Below are 13,665 nucleotides of genomic sequence, written 5' to 3'. Positions count from 1 at the left end.
GGAGCACCCTTGTCATCGAAGCAAAGCCTGCCCTGACCTGCGGCGATGCAGGATTGGCTTGCCTCAGTCAGGCGCTCTCGCGCAGGTTGCGGCGGCGCCCCTCGACCTCGACCAGCTCCGCGAACGCCGCCTGGTACGCGGCCGGGTCCGCCTCGGCGTCCATCCGCTGGAGGCGTCCGCGCAGGTCGGCGATGTGCCGCGTGAAGCCGATCTCCACGAGGCGCAGGACGACGCCCTTGACGTAGCCCTCGAGCGACTCGGGACGGTCCTCGGGCAGGGGCGCGACGGCGAGCTCGGTGACGAGGGGGCGGACCGGTTCGGCGGCTTCCTCGATGACGGCGCCGACCCAGCCGGTCGAGCCTCCGGACGACTGCACCAGCGGTCGTGCGGCGGTGAGTCCGCCCGCCGCGCGGATGGCCTCGTGCACGGCGCGGTAGGCGGGGGCGCCGAACGCGTCGGACGGGAGCTCGTCGAAGTCGGCGGCCACCAGGTCCGGGCGCTGGAGCACCACCTCGAGGGCGGTGCGCTCGATCTGCGCGACCGGGTCCCGGCGGTCGGGGACCGGCATGCGCTGGACGGGCACGGGGGTCGGCTCGGACGACGGGACGGAACGTTCCTGGCGTCCGGTCGCCTGCGGGCGCGTCGACGCACCCTGCACGGCACGGCGCACGGAGTCCTGGTCGTCGATGCCGAGCCAGCCGGTCAGCAGCCGCGTGTACTCGGGCCGCAGGGCGGTGTCGCGGATGCCCGCGACGATCGGAGCGGCGGCTCGCAGCGCGCCGATCCGACCCTCGACCGTGCGCAGGTCGTAGGACGCGAGGGTCGAGCGGATGACGAACTCGTACAGCGGCGTCCGGCCGGCCACCAGCGCACGGACGGCGTCGGGGCCCTTGGCCTGGCGGAGCTCGCACGGGTCCATGCCGGACTTCTCGACGGCGACGAACGTCTGCGCGGAGAACGACTGGTCCTCCCCGAACGCCCGCAGCGCGGCCTTCTGACCGGCCGCGTCGCCGTCGAACGTGAAGATGATCTCGCCACCGACCGAGGCACCGGACGCCAGCTGGACGCCACCCGAGGACCCCGAGTCGCCGATGAGCCGCCGGACGATGCGTGCGTGGTCCGACCCGAAGGCGGTGCCGCACGTGGCCACGGCCGTGCCGACGCCGGACAGGTGCATGGCCATGACGTCCGTGTACCCCTCGACGACGACGACCCGCTTGTCGCGCTGCAGGTCCCGCTTGGCCAGGTCGATGCCGTAGAGCACCTGCGACTTCTTGTAGAGCGGCGTCTCGGGGGTGTTCAGGTACTTGGGCCCCTGGTCCTCCTCGAACAGCCGGCGCGCCCCGAAGCCGACGGTCTCCCCCGTCACCTCGCGGATGGGCCACACCAGGCGGCCCCGGAACCGGTCGTAGACACCTCGCTGCCCCTGGCTGACCAGCCCGGACAGCGTCAGCTCCGCCTCGGTGAACCCGCGTCCGCGCAGGTGCCGCATGAGCGAGTCCCAGCCCTGCGGGGCGAACCCGACGCCGAAGTCCGCGGCGGCGGCCCGATCGAAGCCTCGCTCGGCGAGGAACTGGCGACCGGCCGCGGCGGCGGGGGTGCTCAGCTGCTCGCGGTAGAACTCCTCGGCCACCTTGTGCGCCTCGATGAGCCGCCGACGCTTGCCGGGCTCCTCGCCGGGACGCGGGGCGCCGCCCTCCTCGTACCGGAGCTGGAGGCCGACCTTGCCGGCCAGGTACTCGACCGCCTCGGAGAACCCGAGCCCGTCGACCTTCTGGACGAAGTCGATGACGTCGCCGCCCTCGCCACAGCCGAAGCAGTGGTACCGGCCGACCTGGGGGCGCACGTGGAAGGACGGCGAACGCTCGTCGTGGAAGGGGCACAGACCCTTCATGGAGCCGACGCCCGCGGACCTCAGCGTGACGTGCTGCCCGACGATCTCTTCGATGTGGGCACGCTCGCGGACCGCTTCCACGTCCTCCCGCCGGATGCGTCCTGCCACGCGAGGAGTCTAGGCGTCGGCACCCTCACACCGGACCGTTCTCACACCAGGACGGGCGGTCCGCCGTGCCGGGGCGGGTGAACCAGGCGGGCATGCAGCTCGGCAGCGGAGACGTCGGTGAGCGAGGCCACCTGGTCGATCACGACGCGCAGGCGCGCGGCGTCGTTCGCGGCCTCCACCCAGTCCGCCGCGAACGGCGGCTCGAGCGCGATCGGCGCCCGCTCCGACAGGACCTGCACCAGGTCGACGAGCACCTCGCGCTGCCGGTGGTAGAGCGGCTCGAGCTCGCGCGGGGCCATGACGTACGTGACGGCGAGGCCCTTGAGCACGAGGATCTCGGCCAGCGTGTCGTGCGGCACGATCAGGTCGGCTGCGTACCGGGTCAGCGGCCCGGGGCCGTACTCCTCGCGCGTGGCCAGCTGGGACGCCTTCGCGAACCGGCCGATGAGCTGGCTGGTGGAGTCCTTCAGCGAGGCCAGCGCGGCGCGGGACCCGTCGAACCCCGGACGCCACAGCCGCGCGGCCACCAGCCGGTCGATCGCGTCCTGCAGCCCCTCGGCGCTGACGGCGTCGCCGTACCAGGTCTGCACCGCCTCGACCACGCGATCCCGCTCCCCCGGGACGCCCAGCACCTCGAGGTCGAGACGCCCACCGACGACCGCGTCCTCGACGTCGTGCACCGAGTAGGAGATGTCGTCGGCCAGGTCCATGACCTGCGCCTCGAGGCACTTGCGACCGTCGGGAGCCTGCTCGCGCAACCACTCGAAGACGGGCAGGTCGTCCTCGTAGACACCGAACTTGTGCGTCGGCTTCCCGCTCGCGGCGCTCACCGGTCCCTGCAGGTGCCGCCACGGGTACTTCACGGAGGCGTCGAGGCTGGCGCGCGTGAGGTTGAGCCCGACCGCGCGGCCGTCGGGGGCGACGACCTTGGGCTCCAGCCGCGTCAGCAGCCGCAGCGTCTGGGCGTTGCCCTCGAACCCGCCGATCCCCTTGGCCAGCTCCGCGAGCGCGCGCTCGCCGTTGTGCCCGAACGGCGGGTGCCCGAGGTCGTGCGCCAGGCAGGCGGTGTCGACGATGTCGGGGTCGCAGCCCAGCGCCTTGCCGATCTCCCGGCCCACCTGCGCGACCTCGAGCGTGTGCGTCAGCCGCGTGCGCACGAAGTCGTCGGACGACGGCCCGAGCACCTGCGTCTTGGCGCCGAGGCGCCGCAGCGCCGAGGAGTGCACCAGCCGCGCGCGGTCCCGCTCGAACGCGGTCCGCTCGCGCGACTTGACCGGCTCGGGGACCCAGCGTGCCCGGTCGGCGTCGACGTACCCGTCGACGTCGAGAGACTGGTCCAGTGCGGTCACGGGGCCAGCGTAACGATCACGCCAACCGCCAGACCTGCACCCCTGGTCCGTCGCCCGGCAGCCGGAGGCGATCCGGATGCACCCCGAGGTCGCCACCGCCGTACAGGTTCTCCGGCGACGCCCCGGGTGCCAGCAGGTGCCGCGGCAGGTCCACGCCCTCCCAGGGCGCCCGGGCGACGAGCACGAGCACCCGCTCGTCGAGCGTCTCCCGCAGGTACGCGACGGCATCGGGGGTCACGACGGCCCACCGCATCCCGCCCTCGCGCAGCGCGCGTGAGCCGCGCCGGACCGCGATGAGCGAGCGGTAGATCTCGAACGTCCGGGCGTCCCAGCGCGGTCCGCCGCCGGCGTCGATCTCGGCCCAGGGCATCGCGACTCGGGAGTGCTCGCCGTTGGTGCCGGTCAGCCCGCCCTCGTCGCCCGCGAACATCGCCGGCGTCCCGGGGTAGGTGAACAGCAGGCCGGCGGCCAGCTCGACGCGCTCGCGCGTGCCGACGACCGTCCGCAGCCGCGCGGTGTCGTGCGAGCCGAGCATGTTCCACTGGTGGGTGGTCACGGCCCACGGCACCGTCGAGTCGAAGTCGCGCATGGTGTCGACCATGGACACCCCGTCGCGGCGCGGGATCGGCACCGGCATCCCGAGGAAGCCGAGGTCCAGCTCCGGGTCGACGAGCCACGTCCACACCGGCCGCGTGAACGCGGAGTAGTTCATGTTGGCGTGCCACCCGCCCGCGGCCAGGTCGGTACCGGCGTCGTGGAAGTGCTCGGAGACCAGCACCGCCTCGGGGTTGAGGGCGTGCATCGTCGACCGGATCGTGCGCGCCACCTGGAGCGTGAGGTCGTCGTCGGCGTACCGGCCGGTCATGTTGGCGACGTCGATGCGCCACCCGTCCAGGGAGTACGGCTCGACGAGCCAGCGACCGATCACGGAGTCGGGTCCCTCGACCATGCGACCCGCGAGCGCCGGGGCGTTGTAGTTGAGCTTGGGCAGCGACGCGTGCTCGAGCCAGCCGACGTACCCGGGGTCGTCGTCCGTCCAGTAGTAGAACGACGCCTCCTCGCCGGCCCGGTCGGCCTGGGCGCGACCGAACCACTCGTGACCGGCGCCCGTGTGGTTCGTCGTGAGGTCGCCCATGATCCGCATGCCCCGCGCGTGAACCGCGCGGCTCAGGGAGGCAAGTGCCTCGTCGCCGCCCAGCAGCGGGTCGACGACGTCGAACGTGCTCGCGTCGTAGCGGTGGTTGGAGCGGCCCGGGAACACCGGCGTCAGGTACAGGGTGTCGACGCCGAGGCGCTGCAGGTGGTCGAGCCGCTGCTCGACGCCGGTCAGGTCGCCGCCGAAGAACTGCTGCGCGACACCGCGGCCGGACGCGATCGGCTCGTCGTCCCAGGCGGCCGGCAGCGCCCAGTCCGGAAGGTCTCCGGTCTGCCGGCCCGACCGGGCGAACCGGTCCGGGAACACCTGGTAGACCACCGAGGTGTCCATCCAGGCGGGCGCAGGGTCGTGCACGGTGAGCCGGAAGTCGCCCGCGTCGGGCACGTCCCGCTGGTGGAGGCCCCGGCCGTTGAGCCAGCGGTACCCGCCGGGCTCGTCGAGCAGGACGCGGTAGCCCGCCACCGGGTTGTGCACAGGCACCTCGCCGACGTACCAGCGCGCGTCGTCGTCGACCCGTTCGAGCCTCGTCGGCACCATCCGCGGCTCCGCGTCGCGGACCGTGCGCAGCCAGACGGCCCGCTCGGTCCCCGACACGGGCACCCGGACGCGCACCGGGACGACGTCACCGAGCCGCGGCGTGGCACGCCGGACGTACAGCTCGGAGCCGTCGTGGTGCGGCTGGTCGAGCAGGTGGCGCAACGGGCTCACCCCTTGACCGCCCCGGCGGTCAGCCCCCCGACGATGTACTTCTGCAGGGCGAAGAACAGGACCAGCACCGGGATCGCGGCGACCACGGCACCCGCCGCGAACACGCCCCAGTCCGCCGTGCGCTCGTCCGACGCCCATGAGTACAGCCCCAGCGCCACCGTGTACTTGTCCTTCGACTGCAGGATCACCTTGGCCACGAGGAAGTCGCCGAACGAGCTGACGAACGACAGGAGCCCGACCACCGCGAGGATGGGCGCGGTCAGCCGCAGGATCATCGTCCAGAAGATCTGCGCGTGCGAGGCCCCGTCGATCTTGGCGGCCTCGTCCAGCTCACGCGGCACGGTGTTGAAGAACCCGTACATGAGGAACGTGTTCACCCCGAGGGCGCCGCCGAGGTACACGCAGATCAGGCCGAGCAGGCTGTTGAGGCCGAGCGCGGGGACGACCTTGCCGAGCGTGAACAGCAGCAGGAAGATCGCGACGAATGCGAGGGTCTGCGGGAACATCTGGGCGAGCAGCAGGCCGGTGAGCGTGCCGTGGCGCCCGCGGAACCGGAAGCGCGAGAATGCGTAGGCAGCGGCGGCACCCAGGATGACCGTGCCGACCGCGGTGACCGTGGAGACGATCAGGGTGTTGCGCATCCACTGCCAGAACCCTTCCGGGCCCAGCGTGGAGTAGTTGTCGAACGCGATGGTCCGGAACAGGTCGTTCGACCCGGTGAGCGTCCCGCCCGGGTTCAGCGACGCCGACAGGATGTAGACGATCGGCAGCGCCACCAGGACGATCGTGACGATCGCGACGACATGCCGCCAGCCGATCTCGCGCCACCACCGGGCGCCCTTGAGGGGGGCGTTGCCCTCGACGGACTGCGTGGTCATCAGAGCTCCTCGAGGCTGCGCGTACGACGGAATCCCCACCAGGAGATGGCGCCGACGATGATGAAGATCATGATCGACAGCGCGCTGGCGAAGCCGTACTGCCGGGTGCCGCTCTCGAACGCGATCGCGTAGACGGTGGAGATGAGGATGTCCGTGGCGCCGACGGTGATCGGGGCGCCGGGGAAGTTCGGCCCGCCGCCCGTCAGCGTGTAGATGAGCGTGAAGTTGTTGAAGTTGAACGCGAACGACGCGACCAGCAGCGGCGCCACGGAGACCATCAGCAGCGGCATGACGATCGAGCGCTGCACGCGCCACGAGCCGGCGCCGTCCATGCGGGCCGACTCGATGACGTCGCCCGGGATCGACTGCAACGCCCCCGTGCAGACCAGGAACATGTAGGGGAAGCCGAGCCACAGGTTCACCATCAGCAACGACACCTTGGCCAGCGTCGGGGAGTCGAGCCACGGCACGCTCGCTCCGCCGAGGAGCACCTCGTTGACGAAGCCGAAGCTCTGGTTGAGCATGCCGCGCCAGACCAGGCCGGCCAGGAACGCGGGGAACGCGTACGGCAGGATCATCAGCGCCCGGTAGTACCGGCGGCCCTTGACCCGCGGGTCGTTGAAGACGACGGCGAGGAACAGCCCGACCACGAACGTGGTGGCCACGGACAGGAACGCGAACACGAACGTCCACACGAAGATCTGGAGGAACGGTCCGCGCAGGCGGTCGTCCTGGAACGCTCGCGTGAAGTTCTCGAAGCCGACGTTCACGCGCCAGCCGGGAGTGAGGACCTCGCCCTCCGCCGACCGGAAGTTGCCGTGGTCGTCGGGCGTGTACACGGTGCCGGTCGCCGTGTTCGTCATGGTGTCGGCGGCCTCGTCGTAGACCATGGTCGACTCGTAGACGTAGCCGGTCGAGCCGTCGTTGGTCCGCAGGGCGCCGTCGTTCGGGTCGCCGGAGACCTGCACCCGCAGCGCGACGACGGCCTCCTGCTGCTGCGCGATCGCGGCGAAGTTCAGCACGTCCCACGTCGGCACAGCGGTGACGACGTCACCCTCGATCGTCGCGTCGTCCGCGGGCTCGAGCGGGAACTCCGCGCTGCCGACCTGCGCCTCGCCGTCCTGCACGATCGCGAAGCCGAGCTGGTCGCCACGGGAGAGCACCGTCAGGGCGTAGGCCTGCGAGCCCTCCACCCGGACCTCGTTCTGCGCGAGGATCGCGGCGACCGCGTCGGCCTTGTCGGAGTTGTGCCCGTCGCCATAGTTGGTGAAGGCGACGAACGCGGTGTACACGGCCGCGAAGATCACGTAGACGAACAGGAAGATGAGCCCGGGGACCAGGTACTTGGCCGGCAGCGCGCGCTTCGAGAAGTACGCCCAGTTGACGGCGATCATCGCGAGGACGAGGAACCCGGCGATCACCCAGGACCGCACCGCCACGGCGGCGAGGATGCCGTAGAGCGCACCGGCGTCGAAGATCGCGACGAACGCGAGCTTGACCAGGAAGCCTGAGCTGAAGTTGCGGGCGTGGGACCCGTCCGACCTGCCGGTCGGTCTACCCGAGGGTGGCGGTGGAGGCGGTTCCGACGTGAGGTCACGGTCGGCCGTCTGCTGGGTCATGGGATGCCTCCTCGGCCGCGGGTGCGACCTTGCACCCGTCCTGAAACGCAATCTGGCACTGATGGGCGGGCACCGCGCGTCGACGAGGCGCGGGTGGGCAGGACGTCCGCCTCGCCACCGGTGCGGGACCGGCGACGAGGCGGACGCTGACCTCAGGAGGCGTCGATCGCGCCCTGCATGTTGGTCACCATCGTGTTCCAGGCCGCGGCCGGGTCAGCGGCCTGGCCGCCGATGATCTGGACCTCGGTCGAGCCCCAGAACTCCCACATCGAGTTCATCTCCGGGGTGGAGGGCATCGGGGCACCGGTCGCGCCGGCCTCGTTGAAGCCCTGCAGGATCGGGTCGTCGATCTTCTCCGCCGAGGCGGTGAGCGCCGGCAGGCGGCCGCCGGACTCGTAGAGCTCCGTCTGGACCTTCTCCGTGGTGAGGAAGTTGGTCACGAACTCGTTGGCGAGCACCGCGTTCTTGGACTTCGCAGAGATGAAGGCGCCCTGGACGCCGACGAACGGCTTGGACTCCTGGCCACCCGCGCTCGGCACGGGGAGCACGGCGATGTCCATGTTGGCCTTGGTGAAGTCCGTGGCGTACCACGGGCCCGAGACGATGTACGGGGCCTTGCCGTCGAGGAACGCCTGCTTGGCCTTGTCGCCGTCGATCTGCGGGTCGAGGACCTTCTGCTGGCCCAGCTTCTGCAGGTACGCCGCGAACGCGTCACCGGGGGCGCCGCCGAGGCCGAGGTCGGTCGTGTAGGAGCCGTCCTCGGTCTGCGTGAAGATCGGCGCACCGAAGGACGTCTGCAGCGGGTACAGGTGGTACGCGTCGCCGGTGTCGGGGCCCTGCTGGATGAGGACCGAGAACTCGGTGCCGGCGCCCTGGGCCTGCGCGACGAGCTCGTCGAACGTCGTGGCGGGCGTGTCGGCGAGCAGCGCGTTGTTGCGGATGAGCGCGATGTTCTCGATCGCGTACGGCATGCCGTACTGCTGACCGTCGTAGGCGAAGGCCGTGATGGCCGACTCCGCGAACTCGCCGGCCTTGTCGCCCAGCTCGATCGGTGCGACGACGCCGTTGGTGACGAAGCTGCCGGTCCAGTCGTGCGCGCCGATGACGACGTCGGGGCCCTCGCCGGTCGGCACCTGCGAGATGAAGTCGTCCTTGATCTCGCCCGAGATCTTCTGGACGAGCTCGACCTTGACGCCGGTCTCCGCCTCGAACTCGGCGGCGATGGGCTTGAACGAGTCGATACGGGTCTCGTCGACCCACATCACGAACGACCCGGTGGACTCAGCCGCGCTGCTGCTGGTGTCGTCGGCCGGCTCGTCGGCCGAGCCCGAGCACGCGGTGAGCGTCAGCGCGAGGCCGAGCGTCGCCGCGACGACAGGGATGCTCCGTCGCATCGTCATCTCCAAAGTGGGGTGTGTGCCGCGCGGCGGAACCCCACCGACGCTGGCCTGATGCGCCGAAGTTAGCCTCGTTGCCACAGCGCTTGCAAGTCGTTACGGTAACTTTCAGGCAACGGTTTCACGGAGCGTGCAGACGCATCCCGGTGACCTTCATGAACGACTACGGACGAGGAGGTCCGGTGTCCCCTACGCTGCCGCCTGTGCGCACCCGACTGACGGACCTGGCCGAACAGGCCGGCGTCAGCACGGCAACGGTGTCTCGGGTCCTCAACGGCAAGCACGGCGTGTCGGCCCAGGCGCGGCAAGCCGTGCTGGCGGCCCTCGACGTGCTCGGGTACGAACGGCCCGAGAAGCTGCGCACACGTTCCGCCGGCCTCGTCGGCCTCGTGGTGCCCGAGCTCTCGAACCCGGTGTTCCCGGCGTTCGCGCAGGTCATCGAGACGATGTTGACCGAGCGGGGGTACACGCCGTTGCTGTGCACGCAGTCGCCAGGCGGGACCACCGAGGACCAGTACGTCGAGATGCTGCTCGAGCACGCCGTCGACGGGATCGTCTTCGTGTCGGGCCTGCACGCCGACACGACCGCCAGCAAGGAGCGGTACCACCGCCTGCGCAGCCGCGGGATGCCGATCGTCCTGGTCAACGGCTTCGCCGAGGGGGTCGACGCCCCGTCGGTGTCGACCGACGACTCCGCCGCGCTGGACCTCGCGTTCCGGCACCTGGTCTCGCTCGGCCATCGCTCGATCGGCCTAGCGATCGGCCCGGAGCGCTTCGTCCCGGCCGCCCGCAAACGGGTGGAGTTCGCGGTCAACCTGGAACGCCACCTCGGCGTCACGGACCCCGACGGTCACGTCGTCACGACGCTGTTCACGGTCGAGGGTGGCCAGGCGGCGGCCCTCGAGCTGATCGACTCGGGGCACACCGCGATCATCTGCGGCTCGGACCTCATGGCGCTCGGAGCCATCCGTGCGGCCCGCTCGCGCGGGCTGTCGGTACCGGGCGACCTGTCGGTGGTCGGCTTCGACGACTCCCCGTTGATCGCGTTCACGGACCCGCCGCTGACCACCGTGCGCCAGCCGGTGCTGTCCATGGGGCACGCCGCGGTCTCGGCGCTCGTCGGCGAGATCAACGGCACCCCTGCGTCCCGGACCGAGCTGAAGTTCCACCCCGAGCTCATCGTCCGCGGCTCCACGGGCGCCGCACCCGTTCTGACCTCGGTCGCTGTGACCGCTGAGGCTCCCGCCGTACTCTGACCGGACCGTGAGTTCTCCGGGACCCCTGTTCGGCAACGGCGCCTCCCCCTTCTGACACCCCCCGAAGTGAGGCATGCCCGCATGACGACGTTCGACACCCGACCCCTGCGCACCCTGGTGCACACCGCCGGAGCGCCTGAGGGCGAGTGGTGGCGGGATGCCGTGATCTACCAGGTCTACCCGCGCTCGTTCGCCGACGCGTCCGGCGACGGCATCGGTGACCTGCCCGGCGTGACCTCGCGCCTGGACCACCTGGCCGAGCTCGGCGTGGACGCCGTGTGGCTCTCGCCGTTCTACCGGTCCCCGCAGGCCGACGCCGGGTACGACGTGGCCGACTACCGCGACGTCGACCCGCTCTTCGGCACGCTCGCCGACTTCGACGAGATGCTCGAGCGCGCCCACCGCCTCGGCCTGCGCGTGATCGTCGACCTGGTGCCCAACCACACCTCCGACGAGCACGTCTGGTTCCAGGCGGCGCTGGCCGCCGGACCCGGCTCGCCGGAGCGCGCCCGGTACCTGTTCCGCGAGGGGCGTGGCGTCGACGGGACCGAGCCGCCCAACAACTGGCAGTCGATCTTCGGCGGACCGGCGTGGACGCGGACGACGAACCCCGACGGCACCCCCGGTGAGTGGTTCCTGCACCTGTTCGACTCGCGCCAGCCCGACCTGGACTGGGAGCACCCCGAGGTGCGCTCCGAGTTCGAGGACGTGCTGCGGTTCTGGCTCGACCGCGGGGTCGACGGCTTCCGCATCGACGTCGCGCACGGCATGGTCAAGGCGCCCGGGCTGCCCGACTGGGACGGTCACGTCTCCATGATCGAGGGGTCCGACGACGTCGAGCCCACCGACACCGTCTCCGGCGCCGGCAACCAGGGCCCGATGTTCGACCAGGACGGCGTGCACGACATCTACCGCGCCTGGAACACGGTCCTCGCCGAGTACCCCGGCGACCGCGCGCTCGTCGCCGAGGCCTGGGTGGAGCCGCTGTCCCGGCTGAGCCGCTACGTGCGGCCCGACGAGATGCAGCAGGCCTTCAACTTCGCGTTCCTGGCGACGCACTGGGACGCCCCGGCGCTGCGCACGGTCGTCGAGGCCTCCTACCGCGCGTCGGACGCCGTCGGCGCCCCGACCACCTGGGTGCTGTCCAACCACGACGTCGTCCGGCACGCGTCGCGGCTCGGTCTGGCGGAGCCCGGCTCGCGCCCGAACGGCATCGGGCACGGCGACGAGCAGCCCGACGAGGCGCTCGGCCTTCAGCGCGCCCGCTGCGCGTCCCTGCTGATGCTCGGCCTGCCCGGTTCGGCGTACCTGTACCAGGGCGAGGAGCTCGGCCTGCCCGACCACACGTCGCTCGACGACGACCTGCGTCAGGACCCGGCGTTCTTCCGGACCGGCGGCGCGGAGCGCGGTCGCGACGGCTGCCGCGTACCGCTGCCCTGGGCCTCGGCCGAGGAGGGCTTCGGCTTCTCGCCGACGGGCGTGACGTGGCTCCCCCAGCCGGCGGCATGGGCCTCGTACGCGCTGGACGCCCAGCGCGGTGTCGCCGGGTCGACGTACGAGACCTACCGGTCGGCGCTCCAGCTGCGCCGCGAGTCGGGTCTGGGCTCGGGCGGGATGGAGTGGCTGCACGGCCTCGGCGACGACGTCATCGCGTTCGTGAACCGGGACGTGCTGGTCGTCGCCAACCTGGGCGCCGAGGCCGTGGCGCTGCCCGCCGGGGCGCAGGTGCTGCTGGCCTCGATCGACCCGTCGGTCGACGCCGACCGTTCGGTCCTGGTGCCGTCCGACGCGACGATCTGGGCGCGCTACACGGTCTGATCTGCATGACGAACGGCCCCGCCCTAGCGGCGGGGCCGTTCGGCGTTCAGGGGCGCGCGGACACGTCCCACGCCTGCGCAGCACGTGGCGGCACGGCGACCGTGATCATGCCGTCGCGCACCGTCGACGCTGCGCAGTCGTCGGTCGACAACACGTCGCAGTAGTCCCCGTCGGGCAGGCTCGTCGCCAGGTCGGCACGCAGCTCGTCGTCACCGGCGTTGACCACGACGAACCCGCGCTCGCCACGCCCGAACGCGACGGCGTCGCCCTCCGACCACTCGTCGACCCGGGCCGCGTCGCCGACGACGTTGCGCCAGCCGACCATGCCGGCGATCTGCGGCCAGCGGTGCTGGCAGACCCAGTCGCCGTCCTGCGGGTCCTCACCGCACGCGGCGTCGAGCACCCGGCCGTCACCGTCCTGCGACGGCCCGGCGTCGCGGTCGGAGAACGCGTAGCCGCTGTAGACCACCGGGGTGCCGTACGAGCCCGCGAGCATGAGGACGTTCGCCAGCGCGTACTGGTCGCCGTCGACGTAGCTGAGCGTGGAGCCGTTGCGCTCGGTGTCGTGGTTGTCGACGAACACCACCGCCTGGTCGGACGGCACCCAGGTCGAGGACGTACCCAGGTCGAGCGCCAGCCCCGGAGAGCCCGCGAGCACGCCCTGGAGCTCCTTGGCGTACGCGAACTCGTAGACCTGACCGTTGCCGAGGTACTGATCCGGCGTGATCGGCTCGCCGCTGCCCCGGATGACCTCCTGCGCGATGCCCGTCCCCTCGGGCAGCCCCGCGATGATCGCGCCGATGTCCTCGGGGGGCATGTGCTTGGCCGCGTCGATGCGGAAGCCGTCGATCCCGAGGGAGAGCAGGTCCTCCAGGTACGTCGTGATCGTCGACCGGACGCGCTCGGTCTCGGTGGCCAGGTCGGCCAGGTTCACCAGCTCGCAGGTCTGCACCTGAGCCGCGTCCTGGTAGCTGGCGATGTCGTCGTTCGGGGTCAGCCCGCAGTGGTGGAAGTCGGCGTCCGTCCAGATCCCGGGGTACTCGTAGTGCGTGTACGACGAGCCCGCGCACCCGGTGCCGGGCGTGTCCTGGCCGGTCATGTGGTTGATCACCGCGTCGGCCCACACGTCGACGCCCGCGTCGTGGCACGTCTGCACCATCGCCGCGTACTGCTCGCGCGTGCCCAGCCGCGACTCCACCCGGTAGCTCACCGGCTGGTACGACGTCCACCACTCCTCGCCCACGATGTGCTCCTGCGGGGGGCTGGTGAGCACCCACGCGTAGCCGTCCGGGCCGAGGGTGTCGGTGCACTCCGCGGCGATCGCGTCCCACGTCCACTGGAACAGCTGGACTCCGACGTCACGACGTTGGTCGGCGGCGGACGGCTCCGGCGTGCCCGAGCAGGCGGCGAGGAGCATCAGCGCACCGACCAGGGCGGTCGCACGGGCGGGCAGGCGCGTCATCGTCACCATCCGGAGCGGGC

Annotated in this window: 9 protein-coding genes; 2 read left to right on the top strand and 7 right to left on the bottom strand. The window is 71.3% G+C overall.

The features are described from left to right. Nucleotides 1-67: 67 nt before the first annotated feature. The 6 genes from dnaG to J2X26_RS08995 all read right to left on the bottom strand — a co-directional run bounded on the left by dnaG (nucleotide 68) and on the right by J2X26_RS08995 (nucleotide 9,106). Nucleotides 68-2,002, bottom strand: a complete 1,935-nt coding sequence (gene dnaG, locus J2X26_RS09020) for a DNA primase (RefSeq protein ID WP_307491581.1) — start codon at nucleotides 2,000-2,002, stop codon at nucleotides 68-70. A 41-nt stretch (nucleotides 2,003-2,043) separates the two neighbouring features. Beyond that, nucleotides 2,044-3,342, bottom strand: coding sequence for a deoxyguanosinetriphosphate triphosphohydrolase (locus tag J2X26_RS09015; protein WP_439897841.1), 1,299 nt, complete (start codon nucleotides 3,340-3,342; stop codon nucleotides 2,044-2,046). A gap of 25 nt (nucleotides 3,343-3,367) precedes the next feature. Beyond that, nucleotides 3,368-5,215 carry a glycoside hydrolase family 13 protein gene (locus J2X26_RS09010; protein ID WP_307491577.1) on the bottom strand — a complete coding sequence of 616 codons (1,848 nt, stop codon included), beginning with the start codon at nucleotides 5,213-5,215 and terminating at the stop codon, nucleotides 3,368-3,370. Then, nucleotides 5,212-6,093, bottom strand: a complete 882-nt coding sequence (locus tag J2X26_RS09005) for a sugar ABC transporter permease (RefSeq protein WP_307491575.1) — start codon at nucleotides 6,091-6,093, stop codon at nucleotides 5,212-5,214. The genes J2X26_RS09010 and J2X26_RS09005 overlap by 4 nt, the downstream gene beginning before the upstream one ends. Next, on the bottom strand, nucleotides 6,093-7,712 hold the full coding sequence (locus tag J2X26_RS09000; RefSeq protein ID WP_307491574.1) for an ABC transporter permease subunit: 1,620 nt from the start codon (nucleotides 7,710-7,712) through the stop codon (nucleotides 6,093-6,095). The genes J2X26_RS09005 and J2X26_RS09000 overlap by 1 nt, the downstream gene beginning before the upstream one ends. A gap of 152 nt (nucleotides 7,713-7,864) precedes the next feature. Beyond that, nucleotides 7,865-9,106 (bottom strand): sugar ABC transporter substrate-binding protein, encoded by a 1,242-nt coding sequence (locus J2X26_RS08995; protein WP_307491572.1) that lies wholly within the window; start codon nucleotides 9,104-9,106, stop codon nucleotides 7,865-7,867. Nucleotides 9,107-9,264: 158 nt separating this feature from the next. On the opposite strand from J2X26_RS08995, the gene J2X26_RS08990 reads away from it, so the two are divergent. After that, nucleotides 9,265-10,365, top strand: coding sequence for a LacI family DNA-binding transcriptional regulator (locus J2X26_RS08990; RefSeq protein WP_439897831.1), 1,101 nt, complete (start codon nucleotides 9,265-9,267; stop codon nucleotides 10,363-10,365). An 81-nt stretch (nucleotides 10,366-10,446) separates the two neighbouring features. Continuing rightward, nucleotides 10,447-12,183 carry a glycoside hydrolase family 13 protein gene (locus J2X26_RS08985; RefSeq protein ID WP_307491569.1) on the top strand — a complete coding sequence of 579 codons (1,737 nt, stop codon included), beginning with the start codon at nucleotides 10,447-10,449 and terminating at the stop codon, nucleotides 12,181-12,183. Nucleotides 12,184-12,229: 46 nt separating this feature from the next. Here J2X26_RS08985 and J2X26_RS08980 read toward each other — a convergent pair whose 3' ends face one another. Next, nucleotides 12,230-13,645 (bottom strand): alpha-amylase, encoded by a 1,416-nt coding sequence (locus J2X26_RS08980; protein WP_307491568.1) that lies wholly within the window; start codon nucleotides 13,643-13,645, stop codon nucleotides 12,230-12,232. Between the last annotated feature and the right edge of the window lie 20 nt (nucleotides 13,646-13,665).

This window comes from Cellulomonas humilata (assembly GCF_030814415.1).
In the GTDB taxonomy this organism is placed as follows: Bacteria; Actinomycetota; Actinomycetes; order Actinomycetales; family Cellulomonadaceae; genus Cellulomonas; species Cellulomonas humilata_A.
The sequence above is the reverse complement of the archived record's forward strand: the minus strand, read 5'-3'. Positions and strand labels throughout refer to the sequence as shown.